Origin of the sequence: Methylobacterium aquaticum (genome assembly GCF_016804325.1) — a bacterium.
GTDB lineage: Bacteria > Pseudomonadota > Alphaproteobacteria > Rhizobiales > Beijerinckiaceae > Methylobacterium > Methylobacterium aquaticum_C.
Genome location: NZ_CP043627.1, coordinates 2,730,951 through 2,748,318 on the forward strand (window position 1 = coordinate 2,730,951; position 17,368 = coordinate 2,748,318).

Annotated in this window: 12 protein-coding genes and 1 pseudogene; 7 read left to right on the forward strand and 6 right to left on the reverse strand. The window is 72.2% G+C overall.

All coding sequences use genetic code 11. The features are described 5' to 3' along the window. Window positions 1-349: 349 nt before the first annotated feature. Together F1D61_RS12425 and F1D61_RS12430 are read right to left on the reverse strand one after the other, a co-directional pair. On the reverse strand, window positions 350-2,212 hold the full coding sequence (locus F1D61_RS12425) for a glycoside hydrolase family 15 protein (RefSeq protein WP_203158232.1): 1,863 nt from the start codon (window positions 2,210-2,212) through the stop codon (window positions 350-352). 258 nt (window positions 2,213-2,470) lie between these two features. Continuing rightward, the gene (locus F1D61_RS12430; RefSeq protein WP_203158233.1) at window positions 2,471-2,707 is read right to left on the reverse strand and encodes a DUF6894 family protein; all 237 of its coding nucleotides are present in this window, start codon (window positions 2,705-2,707) and stop codon (window positions 2,471-2,473) included. Window positions 2,708-3,164: 457 nt separating this feature from the next. Here F1D61_RS12430 and F1D61_RS12435 point away from each other — a divergent pair, with 457 nt between their 5' ends. Together F1D61_RS12435 and F1D61_RS12440 are read left to right on the forward strand one after the other, a co-directional pair. Then, window positions 3,165-3,626, forward strand: coding sequence for an RrF2 family transcriptional regulator (locus F1D61_RS12435; protein ID WP_246775842.1), 462 nt, complete (start codon window positions 3,165-3,167; stop codon window positions 3,624-3,626). A gap of 323 nt (window positions 3,627-3,949) precedes the next feature. After that, complete coding sequence (locus F1D61_RS12440) at window positions 3,950-6,190, forward strand: PAS domain-containing protein (protein ID WP_203158235.1); 2,241 nt, start codon at window positions 3,950-3,952, stop codon at window positions 6,188-6,190. 117 nt (window positions 6,191-6,307) lie between these two features. Here the strand turns inward: F1D61_RS12440 and F1D61_RS12445 are convergent, their stop codons facing one another. Further along, window positions 6,308-6,931 (reverse strand): cation transporter, encoded by a 624-nt coding sequence (locus F1D61_RS12445; RefSeq protein WP_203158236.1) that lies wholly within the window; start codon window positions 6,929-6,931, stop codon window positions 6,308-6,310. 230 nt (window positions 6,932-7,161) lie between these two features. Here F1D61_RS12445 and F1D61_RS12450 point away from each other — a divergent pair, with 230 nt between their 5' ends. After that, entirely contained in the window at window positions 7,162-8,274 is a 1,113-nt protein-coding gene (locus F1D61_RS12450; protein WP_203158237.1) for an alpha/beta hydrolase, read from the forward strand. Window positions 8,275-8,377: 103 nt separating this feature from the next. Here the strand turns inward: F1D61_RS12450 and F1D61_RS12455 are convergent, their stop codons facing one another. Then, complete coding sequence (locus tag F1D61_RS12455) at window positions 8,378-10,048, reverse strand: methyl-accepting chemotaxis protein (RefSeq protein ID WP_203158238.1); 1,671 nt, start codon at window positions 10,046-10,048, stop codon at window positions 8,378-8,380. A 440-nt stretch (window positions 10,049-10,488) separates the two neighbouring features. Here F1D61_RS12455 and croR point away from each other — a divergent pair, with 440 nt between their 5' ends. The 4 genes and pseudogenes from croR to F1D61_RS12475 all read left to right on the forward strand — a co-directional run bounded on the left by croR (window position 10,489) and on the right by F1D61_RS12475 (window position 15,462). Next, window positions 10,489-10,950, forward strand: a complete 462-nt coding sequence (gene croR, locus F1D61_RS12460) for a MaoC family dehydratase (protein ID WP_203158239.1) — start codon at window positions 10,489-10,491, stop codon at window positions 10,948-10,950. Between the two features lie 16 nt (window positions 10,951-10,966). Beyond that, window positions 10,967-11,829: pseudogene (locus tag F1D61_RS12465) on the forward strand (TrmH family RNA methyltransferase). A gap of 500 nt (window positions 11,830-12,329) precedes the next feature. Further along, the gene (locus F1D61_RS12470) at window positions 12,330-13,343 is read left to right on the forward strand and encodes an extracellular solute-binding protein (protein WP_432443303.1); all 1,014 of its coding nucleotides are present in this window, start codon (window positions 12,330-12,332) and stop codon (window positions 13,341-13,343) included. A gap of 487 nt (window positions 13,344-13,830) precedes the next feature. After that, the gene (locus tag F1D61_RS12475; protein ID WP_203159034.1) at window positions 13,831-15,462 is read left to right on the forward strand and encodes an ABC transporter permease; all 1,632 of its coding nucleotides are present in this window, start codon (window positions 13,831-13,833) and stop codon (window positions 15,460-15,462) included. 4 nt (window positions 15,463-15,466) lie between these two features. Here the strand turns inward: F1D61_RS12475 and F1D61_RS12480 are convergent, their stop codons facing one another. Both F1D61_RS12480 and F1D61_RS12485 read right to left on the reverse strand, forming a co-directional pair. Next, window positions 15,467-16,825 carry an extracellular catalytic domain type 1 short-chain-length polyhydroxyalkanoate depolymerase gene (locus F1D61_RS12480; protein ID WP_203158241.1) on the reverse strand — a complete coding sequence of 453 codons (1,359 nt, stop codon included), beginning with the start codon at window positions 16,823-16,825 and terminating at the stop codon, window positions 15,467-15,469. Between the two features lie 24 nt (window positions 16,826-16,849). Further along, complete coding sequence (locus F1D61_RS12485; RefSeq protein WP_203158243.1) at window positions 16,850-17,269, reverse strand: CopG family transcriptional regulator; 420 nt, start codon at window positions 17,267-17,269, stop codon at window positions 16,850-16,852. Window positions 17,270-17,368: the final 99 nt, after the last annotated feature.

A 17,368-nucleotide genomic window follows, 5' to 3' on the forward strand; every position in this document is an offset into this window, starting at 1 on the left:
GGTCCGGCACCGACGCTGCCGTCTCTCCTCGTCCTCCTGCCCCGTCGTCCGGGGGCTCGCTGACGGCGAGAACCCGGGATCCATGACCGCCGGCGGTGCCGGACGAAGCGGGACGCTGGTCGCCCGATCCCGAAGCGCCAGCTTTTATGGATCCCGGGTTCCGCTGCGCGGCCCCGGGATGACGAGGTGGGTCTCAGTTCCGTCAGCTCACTCGAACAGGCTATCATACCAATGGCCCAAGATGCTGACGCATCGGGCCATTGAGCCATCTCGAATTTTCTATGCCAAGCCGGAGGCTTGACGAAAATTCGAGAACGGAACCAAAGGTCGTTTCCAACGACCGTTGGTATCAGGCCCCCACCGCCCATTGGCACGGCTCGTCGGTCTGCGCCGCGGCGTGCCGGGTCGCCCGGTCGAGGCGGACCGCGTGGTTGATGATCGCCATGTGGGTGAACCCTTGCGGGACGTTGCCGCGCTGCTCGCCCGTCCCGGCCTCGATCTCCTCGGCGAACAGCCCGAGGTCGTTGCCCCGCGCCAGCAGCCGGGCGAAGAGCGGCTCGGCCTCCTGCATGCGCCCGGCGAGCGCCAGGCAGCCGACGCGCCAGAAGGCGCAGGCCGCGAAGGTCGCCTCCGGGTGCGCGAAGCCGTCGGCGTTGCGGTAGCGGTAGATCAGGTCGCCGTCGCCGAGGCCCTCGCTCACCGCACGCAGCGTCGCGGCGACCCGGGGCGACCCGGCGTCGAAGGCGCCGAACAGCACCGTGCGCAGGACCGCGGCGTCGAGGTCGTCGGAGCCGTAAGACTGGGTGTAGGCGCCGACCCGGGCGTTCCAGCCCTTCTCGTGGTACTCGGCCCGGATCTCGGCGGCGGTCCTCCGCCATTCCTCGACCCGCTCGGGCGCCGCCACGTCGAGGCGTCCGGCGATCTGGACCGCCCGGTCGAGGGCGACCCAGAGCATGCCCTTGGTGTGCAGGATCTGGCGCGTCTCGTCGCGCAGTTCCCAGATGCCGTGGTCGGGGGCGTGGCGGCAGCGGATCACGTGGTCGGTGAGATGCCCCAGCACCTCGGGCAGGTGGTCGTTGACCTTGACCGGCGGGTCGTAGTCGACGGCGTCGAGGAAGGCGTGGAGCGCCACCAGGAACTCGCCGTAGATGTCGTACTGGTGCTGGCTCGAGGCCGCGTTGCCGATCCGCACCGGCGCGCAACCGCGCCAGCCGCGCAGGTGATCGAGGATCTCCTCCTCCGGCACGCGCCCGTTGATGCCGTACATCAGCTCCAGGTCGCGGCCGCGGGTGCCGTCGGCGTCGCGCAGGAAGCGCAGGAACTCCGCCGCCTCGCGCACGTAGCCGAGATTGACGAAGGCCGTGACGGTGAAGCTCGCATCCCGCATCCAGACGTAGCGGTAATCGAAGTTGCGGGTGCCCGGCACCGCCTCCGGCAAGCTGGTGGTTGCGGCCGCGATGATCCCGCCCGAGGGCGCGTGGGTGAGGAGCTTGAGCACGAGGGCGCTGCGCACGACGTCGTCGCGGTGCGGCCCGTCATAGGTGCAGCGGCCGGACCATTCCTCCCAGTAATCCTGCGTCGCCGACAGGCTCGCTTCGGCGCCTTCGATGTCGCCGTCGTCGTCCTCGCGATGGGACAGGACCAGGGTCGCCCCCTCCCCCTCGCCCAGGGAAAACGCCGCCTCGACCCGGTCGCCGGCGATCGTCAGCGGCACGGTCGCCGCGACGCGCACGCCCTCGGGCTTCGAGAGGCGCCGACACAGGACCGTCCCGCCCGGCTCGGGTTCGAGGGCGGCGCCGTCGCGGGCGTAGTCGAAGGTCGGGCGCACCCGGAACCGGCCGGTCACCGTGCCGGACTCGCAGGCGGCGAGGCGCAGGATCCGCCCGTGGGGGGCGCCGTCCGGGCCCTCGTCGGGGACCGCGTCGAGGGGATGCAGCGGCATCAGGTCGGTGAGCGTCAGGCGGCCGGTCGCGGTGACGAAGGTGGTCTCCAGGATGGTGGTGCCGGGGCGATAGCGCCGATGCGTCTCGCGCAAACCCTCGAGCAGGATCTCGCAGGCCCCGCCCCTGTCCTCGTCGAGGAGGCGCAGGAACACGGCCGGGCTGTCGTGGCAGGGCCAGCACAGCCAGTCGATCGATCCGTCCCGGGCGACGAGCGCCGTCGTACAGGTATCGCCGATCACGGCGTAGTCCTCGATCGGCCGGTCCGTCACGTCGCCTCGCTGCCAACATGGGTTAAAGCGCGGGGGTAACGGTCCGTCGCGGCGGCGGTTTCGAGGCGCGACGGTATGTGCCGGTCCGCAAGAGGCCAGCGGCCGATCCCGCCGGGCGCAATCCAGCCGGAATCATACCAATGGCCCCAGATGCTGACGCATCGGGCCATTGAGCCATCTCGAATTGTCTATGCCAAGCCAGAGGCTTGACGAAAATTCGAGAACGGAACCAAAGGTCGTTTCCAACGACCGTTGGTATCACTCCATCCAGGTGCAGGCCACCGCCAGGGACGCGATGGCGAGGACGGCCCGGCTTTCGTTGCGGATGGTCACGAACAGGTGAAGCCGGTCCTGGCGGCGGGCCTCGTCGCGGGCGATGTCGGCCAGGATCCGCATGGCATGGGCCTGGGCGGCCTCGCGGCTCGGCCAGTCGCTGCCCTCGTCGTCGCGATGCGACAGGTCGTGGTCGTTGATGTCGAAGAAGTAGTGCGGCACGGGTTGCCCCAATGGTGTGAGGGGGCCTCCGGACCGAATCTCCGAAGCCCACGGGCCGGCCCTGCCGATCGGGGCCGGGTGACGACTGACTAGGCTGGCACGGTAACCCCCGCCCTCGCAAATGTTTATCGGTCGCGATTTTCCCTCGCGGATCAAACAAGTACAGGATTTACCAGATTATGCCGCCATCGACCGGCGCGCGCTTGCGTCAGCGCCCGTCGGCGGCCGGTCCTCCGCCGCTTCCATGGCCGTTCGGTTGCATCGGCTCGGCCGCGATACAACCGCGTCCATGGCTTTCTCGGCCGGTCCGACATAGGCTAGGCTGGCGCCCCGCAACGGCCGCGCTTCGCCCGGAAGCGACCGCGCGGTCCCGACGGCCCGGGGCCGGCGGCAACCCTGGCGGCGTCCTCCGAGGACACCCGAAGGATCAGGACGACTGCGAAGGAAGGACAGCGCCTTGCGGCTCTCGCTCCATACCGACCTGTCGCTGCGCATGCTGCTCTACCTCGCGGCGATGGAGGCCGGCGCCTGGACGACGACGCCGGCCGTCGCCCGCGCCTTCGGGGTGTCGCTGCACCATCTCCAGAAGGTGGCGCGCGGGCTCACCGGCGCGGGCTACATCGAGGCGCGGCAGGGCCGCGCCGGCGGCGTGCGCCTGGCTCGTCCCCCGGAGGCGGTGCGGCTCGGCGCCGTGGTGGCGGAACTCGAAGGGCTCGGCTGCCTCGTCGAATGCGCCCGCGGCCCCTGCCCGCTCGCCGGCCGCTGCCTTCTCAAGCACGCCCTCGACGCGGCCGAGCGCAGCTTCATCCGCGAGCTCGACCGCTTCACCCTCGCCGACGTGCTCGCCGGGCCGACCGGGGCGGCCCTGCGGGAGATCATCGGGCGCGAGGCCGACGGGGCGGCGGAGCGGGATTCCTAGAGCAGCGCCCGCTCTCCACCGTGCGACGGAGCGCTGCGGGTGGAACGCGGCTGTCGGCAGCCGGGAAACGAGCGGTTCGGAAGCCTGTTCGAGCCGGCCGACCGGATCGAAACCCTCACCGTCGTCCCGGGGCCGCGAAAGCGGAGCCCGGGATGACGTCGAGAGATGTCGGCGTGCGTGCGAATCGATCGGAGCGACCGCTCGAACGGGAACTCGAAGATTATGAGCGAAAAATAACATTTATCAATTGACTCGGACCGCCGATCTCGTGCCCTCGCGAGATGTTGGCAATACAAGCCCCATGGCCCTCCGGCGACGGCGAGATGGCCGCGCTCATCCGCCGGTTCGATTGGGCCTCGACCCCGCTGGGCCCGATCGCGCGCTGGCCGCAGAGCCTGAAGACCATCGTCGACCTGATGCTCCGGTCCCCCGGCATGATGAGCCTCGTCTGGGGCCCCGAGGGGATCCACCTCTACAACGACCGCTTCACGGAACTGCTCCGGGAGCATTGCGTCCGCGCCCTGGGGCGGTCGGTCCACGAGACGTTCGCCCGCTCGCGCGACGTCTTCGCCGACGACCTCGCCGCCGGCATGGCCGGACGGGCGGCGCGGTGCGTCGGACGACGGTATCCCGTCCTGCGGAACGGCCGCCTGGAGGAGGGCTGGTTCGACGTCGACTACGTCCCGGTTCACGATGAGGCCGGGCGGGTGGCCGGCGTGCTCTGGACCCTCAAGGAGACGACGGTGCAGCATCGGGCGGAGCAGGCCCTGCGCGCGAGCGCGGCACGGGACCGTCTCCTGATCGAGAACTGGACGCAGGCGGCGTGGGAGACCGATGCCGACGGCCTGGTCGTCGCCGACAGCCCGAGCTGGCGGGCCTATACCGGCCAGACGCGGGAGGAGTGGCTCGGCGACGGCTGGCTCGACGCGATCCATCCCGACGACCGCCCCCATGCCGAGCGGCAATGGCGGGAGGCGATGGCGGCGCGCGGGGCCGTCGATGCCGAGTTCCGCCTCCGCGCCCCCGGCGGCCGATGGCGCTGGACCAACGTCCGCGCCGCGCCGCTGCTCGATGCGGACGGGCTGATCGAGAAATGGGTCGGCGTGAACATCGACATCGACGACCGCAGGCGCGCCGAGGCCGCCTTGCGCGAGAGCGAGGAGCGGTTCCGGCACTTTGCCAGGGCATCCGCCGCGGGCCTGTGGATCAGGGATGCGGGCACGCTGGCGATGGAGTTCGTGAGCCCCGCCGTCGCCGCCATCTACGGGGTGGAGGCCGGAGCCCTGCTCGGCGACGTAGCGCGCTGGGCCGCGCTGATCGTGCCCGACGACCGGGCCGCCGCGCTGGGCCACCTGGAGGCGGCGCGCGCCGGCGAGGCCGCGGTGCACGAGTTCCGCATCCGGCGGCCCTCGGACGGCGCCTTCCGCTGGATCAGGAGCACGGACTTTCCGCTGCGCGACGACGGCCGCATCCCGCGCATCGGCGGCATCGTCGAGGACGTCACCGAGGCCAGGCTCGCCGCGGAGCACACGGCCGTGCTGCTGGCCGAGCTCCAGCACCGGGTCCGCAACATCATGGCGATGATCCGCTCGGTGACGCGGCGCACCGGCGAGCGCGCCGCCAGCGTGCCGGACTACACCGCGCTGATGATGGGCCGCCTGCTCGCCCTCGCCCGGGTGCAGGCTTTGCTCACCCGCGCGGCGAATGTCCGCGTCGGGATCGCCGGGATCGTGCGCGACGAGGTGAGCGTCCAGGCGCAGCACGAGGGCCAGTACGACCTCGACGGGCCGGACGTCGCGCTGTCGCCCAAGGCCGCGGAGGTGCTGACGCTGGCGGTGCACGAACTGGCCACCAACGCCCTCAAATACGGTGCCCTGTCCACGGCGCACGGCACGGTCACCGTCCGGTGGAGCCTCGTCGAGACGGGCGGCGGCCCCTGGCTCGCCTTCGACTGGACGGAGGCCGGCGCCCCCGGGCGCCCGCAGCCGACGCGCGACGGATCGCGCCGCCGCGGCTTCGGCAGCGAGCTGATCGAGGCGCGCATCCCCTACGAGCTGAACGGGCGCGGCACGCTGACGATCGCGCCCGGCGGCGCCCGGTGTCATTTGGCGTTTCCGCTCGAGGAGGGCGCGAGCATCCTGGAGACGGGTGCGCCGCGGCGCATGACGGTCTTCGGGGGATCGCTCGACATGACGGATGGACCGGATCTCGCGGGTCGCCGCGTCCTGGTGGTGGAGGACGACTTCTATCTCGCGACGGACGCCGCCCGGGCCCTGGAGGGCGCCGGGGCGGAGGTCGTCGGCCCGTGCGCGAACGAGGCGGAGGCGCGCGCCGCGCTGGACGAGCGGCGCCCCGATGCCGTCGTCGTCGACATCAACCTCGGGGCGGGTCCCTCGTTCAAGCTGGCCGAGACGCTGAAGGACAGGGGCATCCCCTTCGTGTTCACGACCGGCTACGACGCGGAGGTGATCCCGCCGGAATTCGCGGGCATCGCGCGGCTGGAGAAGCCGCTTCAGCTCCGGCAGATCGTCGGCGCGGTGGCGAAGGTCACGGCCGCCGCATAGGGACGCGGAGGTGATCCCGGCTTCCGCTCAGGCTCTTGTCTCGCCGCAGGTTCTGGCGCCGAACCGGTCACCGCTCCGGCGAAATCCGCTTGGGCCGGCAGCAATCCCGACCCGTCTTCAGGCCGCCTCCTCGCGCGCGGCCCGGCGCTCGGCGGCGGCGGCCTGCCAGATCTCCAGGGCGGCGTCCGCGTTCATCGCCGCGATGCCGAGGCCGACCACCAGGTCGGGCCAGGGCGCGAAGCCGGGCCAGCGCGACAGCGTGGCGGCGGTGACGAGCCCGGCCGCCACGATGGCGACGTTGGCGACGGCGTCGTTGCGGGCCGACAGGAAGGCCGCCCGGGTCAGGCTGCCGCGCCCCTCGCGGTGGCGGGCCAGCATCATCGCGCAGGCGAGGTTGACCGCGAGCGCGCCGAGGCCCGTGAGGGTCAGCGGCACGGGTGCCGGGGCCGTGAAGGCGCCGATCTTCTGCCAGGCGGTCCAGGCGGCCGCCAATCCCGGCAGCAGCAGGATGCCGGCCATCGCCATGCCGAGCCGCGCCCGGGCGGCGGGGCGCCAGCCGAGGCCGGCGACGATCAGGAGGTTGAGCGCCGCATCCTCCAGGAAGTCGACGCTGTCGGCCACCAGGGCGACGGAGCCGATCGCCACCGCCACCGCCGCCTCGACCCCGAAATAGCCGAGATTGAGCAGGGCGACGCGTCGCACGGTCTCGCGCAGGCCGGGATCGGTGTCGGAGGAGGTCACGGGGAGCGGGCTCGCGCAGGCAGCGGCAGGACGCGGCGTCTATGCCCCGATCGGGCGGCATGAGCCAGGGGGATGGGCCAAGGTGGGCTGGGCCAAAGTGGGCTGGACCGGAGGGGCTTGCGCCGGAGGGGGCCGCATCCGTGCCATGCCCCACCGGCGGTTGTGCCGGCGGGCGCCGCCGGCTTGACTGGGGCCACCCGCCGGCGACAGGCGGGAGGGAGGAACCCATCATGCCGTCATCATCACGCCCGCCCGAACCGGGCCGGGTGCCCCGCCGGCTCGTCCTCGCCGGCCTCGGCGCCCTCGCGGCGATCCCGCAGGCCGCGGCAGCCCCCGATTCCGCGCCGCAGGCCGCGGCGGACCGCCCGGCGCTCCACACGGAAGAGTTCCGCCTGCCCGGCCCGGAGGACGGCGTCTCGATCTACGTGCGCAACAAGCGCCCGGCCGGGACGGAGCGTTTCGCGGCCGACCGGATCCTGCTCTACGTCCACGGCGCGACCTATCCGGCCTCGACCGCCTTCGACCTGCCGCTCGCCGGCCTGTCGATGATGGAGTACCTGGCGGGCCTCGGCTTCGACGTCTACCTCGTCGACCTGCCGGGCTACGGGCTCTCGGGCCGTCCGGCGGCGATGAGCCGCCCGGCCGCCGACGGCCAGCCCTTCATGCGGACGAAGGACGCCGCCGCGGTCGTCGGCCAGGTCGTCGACTTCATCCGGAAGCGGCGGGGCGTCGACAGGATCGACCTGATGGGCTGGTCCTGGGGCACCTCGACGATGGGGCTCTACACCAGCACCCACAACGACAAGGTCAACCGCCTCGTCCTTTACGCGCCGCAATGGCTCTCGCGCACGCCCTCGCTCATCGGCGCCGGCGGCGGCGCGCTCGGGGCCTACCGGAGCGTGAGCCGGGACAGCGCGAAGGCGCGCTGGCTCAAGGGCGTGCCGGAGGACAAGCAGGCGGCGCTGATCCCGCCCGGCTGGTTCGAGCAATGGGCCGACGCCACCTTCGCGACCGACGAAGCCGGCGCCGCGCAATCGCCGCCGGTGTTGCGCGCGCCGAACGGCGTCGTGGCGGATGCGCAGGATTACTGGCAGGCCGGCAAGCCGCTCTACGATCCCGGCGAGATCCGGGTGCCGACGCTGGTCATCCACGCCGAGTGGGACGCCGACCTGCCGAGCTACCAGGCGCAGGAGTATTTCGCCCGGCTCACCCGCGCGCCCTACCGCCGCTTCGTCGAACTCGGCGAGGGCACCCACACGGTCATGATGGAGAAGAACCGGATGCAGTTCTTCCGCGAGGTCGCCGCCTTCCTGACCGAGGCCGACCCGCAGGCGCTGAACTGACCGGGCCGAAACGGCGAGCGCCGCCCCGGTGGTCCGGGGCGGCGCGGCCGACGAGTCGATTCGAGAGGCGGGCCGATTCGAGAATCGGCTGGAACCGGGCGGCTCAGGCCGCCCGCACCGTGTCGAGGAAGCGCGCCACCTCGGCCGAGAGGTGCTCGGACTGGCGCGACAGCTCGCTCGCCGCCCCCAGCACCTGGCTCGCCGCCGCGCCGGTCTCGTCCGCGGCCCGGGCGACGCCGGCGATGGTCGTCGTCACCTCGCCGGTGCCGGACGCGGCCTCGGAGACGTTGCGCACGATCTCCTGCGTCGCCGCGCCCTGCTCCTCGACCGCCGCCGCGATCGAGGTGGCCACGGTCGAGATCTCCGAGATCCGGGCGGTGATCGCCCCGATCGCGCCGACCGCCTGGCCGGTCGAGGCCTGGATCGCCGCGATCTGGCCGGTGATCTCCTCGGTCGCCTTCGCGGTCTGGCCGGCGAGTTCCTTGACTTCCGCCGCCACCACCGCGAAGCCGCGGCCCGCCGCGCCGGCCCGGGCCGCCTCGATGGTGGCATTGAGCGCCAGGAGGTTGGTCTGGGCGGCGATCGACGAGATCAGCCCGACCACGTCGCCGATGCGGGCGGTCGCCTCGGTCAGCGCCCGGACCTGGGCCGCGCTCTCGCCGGCCTCCCGGACGGCGGCGCCGGCGAGCCGCGCCGAGCCGTCGACCTGGCGGCCGATCTCCTGCACGGAGGCCCCCAGTTCCTCGGCCGCCGCCGCGACGGTGCCGACATTCGCGGCGGCCTGCGCGGCGGCCGCGGCGACGCCGCTCGACTGGCCGGCGGTCTCCTGCGCGGTGGCGGTCATGGTCCGGGCGGTGGCCTGCAGCTCGGTCGCCGCGGCGGTGACGGCGCCGACGATGCCGCCGACCGCCCGCTCGAAGGCATCGGCCATCTCGCGCGTCGCCTGCCGGCGCTGGGCCTCGGCCCCGGCCCGGGCGAGCGCGGTCTCCTCCTCCAGGCGCCGGGTGCGGATCAGGTTGTCGCGGAACACCGCCAGCGCCGCCGCCATGGCGCCGAGCTCGTCCCGGCGCCCCGCACCGGGAATCGCGGTCCCGGCCTCGCCCCCGGCGAGGCGGCGCATCGCCCCGGTCATGCGGCCCAGCGGCCGGATGACGCCGAGAAGGCAGAACAGCACCCCCGCCAGGGTGACGAGGACCGAGACGGAGAACATCGCCACGGTGGTGCGGGTGGCCTGCGCCCGCTCGGCCCGGGCCGCCTCGCCCGCCGCCTTGCCGGCGGCGACGTTGAGGCCGACGAGCTTCGTCGTCGTGTCGATCATCGTCCGGTAGGTCTTGTTCATCGGCCCGCGGAAGAAGGCGTCGATCTCGGCCTGGCCCGGGAGCGCCTTGAGGCGGGTCCAGTCGGCCCGGAACGCGGCGAGCCTGTCCGTGACGTCGTCGAAGATCGCCTGCTCGGCGGCGGAGCTGATCAGCCTGCGGTACTGCGCCATGCCGGCGTCGAGCGCGGCGTCCATCTCGGCGAAGCTCTTGGCCGAGAGCGCCTTCTCGGCCTCGCTCTCCGCCGTGATGAAGCGGAACTGCCAGAGCCGGGCGCGCATCACCAGGGTGTTGAGGGCATGCGCCTCGGTGATCGACGGCATCGCGTCGTCGGCGAGGGTGGCGATGCGGCTCTCGATCGCGTCGAGCTTCCACAGGGAGACGGCGCCCTGCGCCAGGGACAGCAACAGGAGGATCCCGAACAGGCCGCTCAGGCTGCTCTTCAGGGACATACGCATGACGAGGACCGCTGGTAATCGCTTCGGAAGACGTTACATTCTTTGTTCTGACATCGCTAAAATTCAATTAAAAAACCGGCATCCCGCAATCCGGACGCGACAAAGATCAATCCAAGTCATGGCCACAGAAGATCGCCGGACGGGATGGATCGGCGGGCGGCGACGCTGCGGCAGACGAAAGTCGAGATGACGACCCCGGCGGTCGTACGGGACCGGCACGGCGCCGCGCTGCCGCCGATCCGTCGCGATGCCCCGGGCGCGGCGCCTCGGCCCGCGGCGCCTCCTCCTTTGGGCTGTCCGACTTTGGGCTGTCCGACCTTTCGCCACTGGATTTCCGCCCCCGTCCCGTGCGACCCCCGGGGACCCCGGCCGGGATTGCGGCGCCGCGCGCGCCCGGTCTCCCTCGGCCGCGGCACGAGAATCGACCGGGAGCGACGCCGATGATGCCCGAATTGCGCGTGCTGTACTTCGAGGACCTGAGCGTCGGCCTGTCCGAGACGCTGTCGAAGACCATCGCGGCCTCCGACGTGGTCGGCTTCGCGGAGATCACCGGCGACCGCAACCCGATCCACCTCTCGGAGCATTTCGCCGCCCGCACGCCGTTCGGCACCCGCATCGCCCACGGCCTCTACACCGCCGGGCTGATCTCGGCGGTGCTCGGCACCCGCCTGCCCGGGCCGGGCGCGATCTACATCAGCCAGAGCCTCAACTTCCGCGCGCCGGTGCGGATCGGCGACACGGTCGACGTCACCGTGTCGGTGGCCGAACTGGTGCCCGACCGCCGCCGCGCCCGGCTGAGCTGCATCTGCTCCGTCAACGGCGAGACGGTGCTCGACGGCGAGGCCCTGGTGAAGGTGCCGACCAGGGCCGAATCCGATCCGCTGGCCGCCCGCAAGGGGTGATGGTATCGGGGGCGCGATGACGCCCATCCCGATCGACGATCCCGACGACCCGCGCCTTGCCGCCTATACGCGGATGCGCGAGCGCGACCTCGTCGGGCGCGAAGGCCGGTTCATCGCCGAGGGCGAGGTGGTGCTCCGCGTGCTGCTCTCAGGCGCCGCCCGGTTCCGGATCGAATCGGTGCTGCTCTCGCCCGAGCGGCTCCCGGGGCTCGAACCGGCCCTGGCCCGGCTCGACGCGCCGGTCTACCTCGCCGCCAGGGCCGTGATGGGGGCGGTGGCGGGCTTTCCGATCCATCGCGGCGTGCTGGCGGTGGGATTGCGCGGGGACGAGCCCGCGCCCGACGCCCTGGTGCCGGCGGGCCCGGCCCTTCTCGTCGGCCTGGTGGGCCTGGCCAACCACGACAATGTCGGGGGGATCTTCCGCAATGCCGCCGCCTTCGGGGCCGACGCGGTGCTCCTCGACGGCGAGACCTGCGATCCGCTCTACCGCAAGGCGATCCGGGTCTCCGCCGGCACGAGCCTGACGGTTCCCTTCGGACGCCTCCCCACCGGAGGCGACCTCCTGGATCTCTGCGCACGCCACGGGCTCACGCCCGTCGCCCTCTCGCCCCGGGCGAGGACATCACGACCCTGCCGCCCCTGCCCCGCGCGCTCCTGCTGCTCGGCACGGAAGGGCCCGGCCTGCCCGAGGCGCTGATGGCCCGCGCCCAAAGGGTCGCGATCCCGATGGCGCCGGGGGTCGATTCGCTCAACGTCGCGGTGGCGGGGGCGGTGGCCCTGCACCGGCTCGGCGGGGGGCGGCTGACTTCCTCGGACACGGTACACGACAGGACGTCTCGTCTGCTGCCCCCGCCCGTCCCGCTCGCGACCTCATCCTGAGGTGCGGGCGATCGAAGATCGCTGAGCCTCGAAGGAGGGCTCAAGGGATCGCAGCGGCATCTGGCGCCCTCCTTCGAGGTCAGTCGATCTTCGATCGCGTGCGATCTCTGATCGCCAACACCTCAGGATGAGGTTCAGGGTGGGAAGGCCCCAAAGCCGGCAGGATTTGAGCCGCTGTCGTATACAGTGGTCCTCGGGATAAGGCGTTTCGCGCATCGCGCCTGCGGCCCATCGGAGCAATCGGACGCGAGTGCCCGTTTTCCAGGGGCGTGAACGATCGGCGTCGCACTGTCGTTTCCGATCGACAGGCGATCCCGTGGAGCGCTCATGCGCATCGTCAGACCCGCATGACCCAACGCAGCCGCCGCTTCGCGACCGGTCCGATGATCGCGGACACTGGATCCCGATCTTACATTGAAACAACTAAAATCTAACGCGCTTGCTTTTGTTTCGTGATTGCTTCTCAAGGGAGCGCCTTTCTCGGGAGACGCCCCTTGTCCCTGTCACGCACCGCGTTCGCGCTCCTCGGTCTCGTCGCCCTCGCGGGCCCCGCCCGGGCCGAGAGTGAAGTGAACCTCTACACCACCCGCGAGCCCGGCCTGATCCGCCCGCTCCTCGACGCCTTCACCAAGGCGAGCGGCGTGAAGGTCAACACGGTGTTCGTCGACAAGGGCCTGACCGAGCGCGTCGCCGCCGAGGGCGCCCGCTCCGCCGCCGACGTGGTGATGACGGTCGATATCGGCAACCTGCTCGAACTCGTCGACCGCGACCTCGCCCAGCCGGTCCGCTCGGCGACCCTGGAGGCGGCGATCCCCGCCTCCTTGCGCGATCCCGAGGGGCGCTGGTTCGCCCTCTCGACCCGGGCCCGGGTCGCCTATGCCGATCCTGACCTGCGCGACCTCGCCGGGCTGACCTACGAGGACCTGGCCGACCCGAAATGGAAGGGCAAGATCTGCCTGCGCGCCGGCCAGCACCCCTACAACACCGCGCTGATTTCCGCCTACCTGGTCAAGCACGGCGAGGCCAAGACCGAGGCCTGGCTGCGCGGCGTGAAGGACAACCTCGCCCGCAAGGCCGGCGGCGGCGACCGCGACGTGGCCCGCGACATCGTCGCCGACCTCTGCGACATCGGCCTGGGCAATTCCTACTATGTCGGCCTGATGCGCAGCGGCCGGGGCGGCCCGGAGCAGAAGAAGTGGGGCGAGGGCATCCAGGTGGTGCTGCCGACGTTCCAGGGCGGCGGCACCCACGTCAACGTCTCGGGCGCGGTGGTGGCCAAGACCGCCCCGAACCGCGACAACGCCGTCAAGCTCCTCGAATACCTCGCCTCGGACGATGCGCAGGCCCTCTACGCCAAGGCCGATTACGAGTACCCGGTGAAGCCCGGCGTCGCGGCCGACCCGCTGCTCACGGCCCTCGGCCCGCTGAAGGTCGACACCACCCCGCTCGTCGAGATCGCCCGCAACCGCAAGGCGGCGAGCCTGCTCGTCGACAAGGTCGGGTTCGACCGGTGACAAGAAGATCCGCGTGAGTCGTTCCGATAGACGATGACGGCGCGGGTCCCCCTCTCCCGTTTTGGCGAGCGGATCTACACTTTTCTTCCGAGAGCCAATCTCCTGTAAATGCACGCGCTTTCCCCTCCCCCTTGTGGGGAGGGGTTAGGGGTGGGGGTGGTGCCGGATAAAGCGCGAGACTTCTCCGGCACCACCCCCACCTCCAGCTCCTCCCCACAAGGGGGAGGAGAGGCGCGCGACCTCCGAGGGGGAAAGTACTCAGACCGAGATGTGTGAATACAATAACGCGCTCGGGAGAGGGACCCCGCGCTTGATCTTGTTCGGGACGGATCAGGCGGAAACCACGACTTATTCTGAAGCGGACCGGAGCAAGGCGACCAACGTGGAGGGAAGAGCTTTCGTGCCGCCGCGCCCATCGGCAACCCCGCGCCGGGCGGCAAGGCCACGCCTGCCTCGTTCCACTTCCGGCGGAGGATTCCCCTGGCTCCTGTCCTGGACTCTCCCGGCCTGGACGCTCGCCGCCGGCCTCACCGCCCTCCTGGTCCTGGCCCCGGTGGCGGCGCTCGGGCTCGAGGCGCTGCAGGGCTCCGGCGGGCTCTGGCCCCATCTCCTCGCCCATGTCCTGCCGCCGGCCCTCGTCGAGACCGGCTTGCTGCTGGCCGGGGTCGGCGCGGTGGTGATCGTGGTCGGCACCGGCGCAGCCTGGCTCGTCGCGGCCTACGAGTTCCCCGGACGGCGCCTGCTCGACTGGGCGCTGCTGCTGCCGCTGGCCGTCCCCACCTATATCGGGGCCTATGCCTATCTCGACCTCCTCCACCCGGTCGGCCCGGTGCAGAGCGCGATCCGCGCCCTCCTCGGCTATGCCCGCCCGCGGGACCTGATCCTGCCGGACCTGCGCTCGCTGCCGGGCTGCATCCTGCTGCTCGGCTTCGTGCTCTACCCCTACGTCTACCTGTCGACCCGGGCGCTGTTCCTGATGCAGTCGGCGAACCTGGTCGAGGCCGGGCGCAGCCTCGGGGCCGGTCCGGGGGCGGTGTTCCTCCGGGTCGCCCTGCCGCTCGCCCGCCCGGCCATCGCGCTCGGCGCCAGCCTGGCGCTGCTGGAGGCCCTCAACGACATCGGGGCGGCGGAGTTCCTGGGCGTCCGCACCCTCACGGTCGCGATCTACGACACCTGGGTCAACCGCTCGGACCTTCCGGGCGCCGCCGGCCTGGCACTCGTCATGCTCGCCGCCTGCCTCGGCCTGATCGCGGTCGAGCGCCGGGCCCGGCGCGGGCGCGGCTATGCCGGGGCGGCGCAGCGCCCGCGGCGGATGAGCCGCACGCGGCTCGCCGGCCCGGCGGCGCTCGTGGCGCTCGGCCTCGGCCTCGTGCCGGTCGCCCTCGGCTTCCTGGCCCCGGCGAGCTATCTGGCGGTCGAGGCGGGGAAGCGCCTCCACTTCGCCGGCCTGTCCGGGGCGATCCTGTCGGAGAGCCTGAACACCCTGTTCTATGCCGGCCTCGCGACGATCGTCGCCACGGGTCTCGGCCTCGTGGTCGCGGCGGGCCCGAGCGTGCTCGGCGGGCGCTGGCGCGGAGTGCTCCTGCGCTGCGCCACCTTCGGCTATGCGGTGCCCGGCGCCATCCTGGCGATCGGCCTGCTGCCGCCCTTGTCCGCCCTCGACGGCCTGCTCGACGGCGTGAGCCGGGCGCTGACCGGGGCAGCTTTGCCCGCGATGGGCCTCGGCACCGGGGCGGCGCTGGTCTACGCCTACGTGGTGCGCTTCCTCGCCGTCACCGCCGGCAGCAGCGAGGCGGGCCTCGCCCGGGTGCCGCGCTCGCTCGGCAACGCCGCCCGGGTGCTAGGCCGCAATCCGGCCGGCGCCCTGGCGCAGGTCCACCTGCCGCTGACCTGGCCGGCGCTCCTCGGCGGGGCGCTGCTGGTCTTCGTCGATTGCGTCAAGGAACTGCCCGCGACGCTGATCCTGCGCCCGCTCAACGTCGAGACCCTGGCGACCCACCTCTACGGCGAGGCCGCCCGGGGCACCTACGAGGACGGCGCGGTCGCCGCCCTGCTGATCGTCGCGGTCGGGCTCGTGCCGGTCGCGCTGCTGCTGCGGGTCTCGACGCCGAAGGCGTGAGCGCTCAGCCGGCGCGGCGGTGCTCCAGGAAGAACCGCAGCATCGCGGCGCTGGCATCGGGCCCCCGCGGCTCGGTGTAGGAGCCGTCCGGGCTGCCGCCGGACCAGGCGTGTCCCGCCCCGTGCAGCACCCAGGATTCGACGAAGGCCCTGCCTCCCGCATCCGCGTGGACCGTGCGGGTATAGCCGATCCCGCCCGGGGTCTCGCCCCGGGTCACGGTGGGGGTCAGGGCCGCGCCCGGCAGCGCCTGGGCGACGACCCGCTCGCCGTTGAGCGGGTTGACCGTCCGGTCGGCATCGCCGTGGAAGACGATGGTCGGCACGGACGGGCCCGGCCGCTTCGGGGCGGCGCCCCCCTGGCCCATCGCCGCGAGCGCCGAGGGCAGGTCCCGGGCCGCGCCGCAGGCGAGGCCCGAATGGATGCCGGCCGCCGCGAACACGTCCGGATAGGTCGCCGCCAGGATCGCCGCCGCCGCGCCGCCGGCCGAGAGCCCGGCGACGAAGACCCGATCCGCATCGGCCCCGAACTCCTCCACCACGGCCTTCGCGATCCCGGCGATCAGCGCCGGCTCGCCGGCGCCGCGGCCCTGGTCGCCGGGCTGGAACCAGTTCCAGCATTTCTGCGCGTTGGCGGCGCGCTCCTGGCGCGGATAGACGACGATCGCGCCTTGCGCCTCCGCCAGCGCATTCATCCGCGTGCCGAGGGCGAAGTCGTCGGGGTCCTGGGTGCAGCCGTGCAGCATCACGACGACCGGCAGCCCCTGGCCCTCCCGGCCGGCCGGGACGTAGACCTTGTAGGTCCGGCTGCCCGCGGCACTGGAAAAGCTCCGCTCCTCGAACCGCGCGCCCTCCGGCACCGGCACGGACCGGCGGGGCTTCAGGCCCTCGCCGAGACCGGCGGGCAGATGGCTGGCCAGGTTGCCCGTCAAGTTGCCGGCCAACCCGTCCAGCGCTCCGTCGGGCAAGCCGCCTGCGCGCAGCAGGTCGGCCAGCCCGCCCGGCGACCGAAAGGTCTTCAGCGCCTCCGGCATGCCGCGCAGGGTCTCCTGCAGGGTCTCCTGCAAGCCCTTCAGCGCATCGGGCATCGCCCGCAGGGCCTCGGAGGGGTCCGGCGTGCCGGCCTGTCCCGGGACCGTCCAGGCGCCGCCCGGCTCGGTTGGGGCCTCGAGGTCGATGGCGGGTCCGGCGCCTCGCTCGCTCGGTGACGGCGCCGGCGGGCGGGCGGGCTCGGCCGGCACCGCGTGGCCCTGGAGCAGGGCCACGGCCTCGGTCAGCCGGCCGGCGCGGGTGAGGCGGGTCACCTCGGCCATGTCGACGTTTGCGCCGAGAGGTCCGCCCGGCGAGAAATTCTTGAATGCGCTCATGATCTTGTGTCCTGTGCGAAGGGGTCAGGCGATGCGGTCGGCGAGGGCGGCCTTGACGGCGGCGCTGGCATGGAAGGCGCCGAGCACCTGGATCGACGCGATGGCCGCCCGGGCGAGCTCCGGGGTGACGTCGTCGGCGATGCTGGCGAGCCCGAGGACCTGGAGCTTGAGCGGCGTGCCGGCATCCCGCGCCGCCTCCAGCTCGGCCCTGGTGATGTGGGTCAGGCCGAGGCTGAGCTGCCGGCGCGCCACCGACTGGCGCAACGCCTCCTCCTGCCGGTCGAGCTGGTTGCGGACCGCCGTGCGGATGAAGTCGGCCCGGTTGGCGTAGAACCCGTCCCGCACCATCAGGTCGATGCGGCCGAGGTCGACGAAGCCGAGATTGACCGTCACCTTCTCGCTGTCGGGCAATTTCGGCCGTAGCTCCTGCACGTTTCCCGCCATGACCATCTCCACACCATCCAACCAGATGGTCTGGAGATGGCGAGGCGAAACGCCTTCCGCAAGGGGCGGCCTCACACGGAACGATGCGCCGTCCGGCCC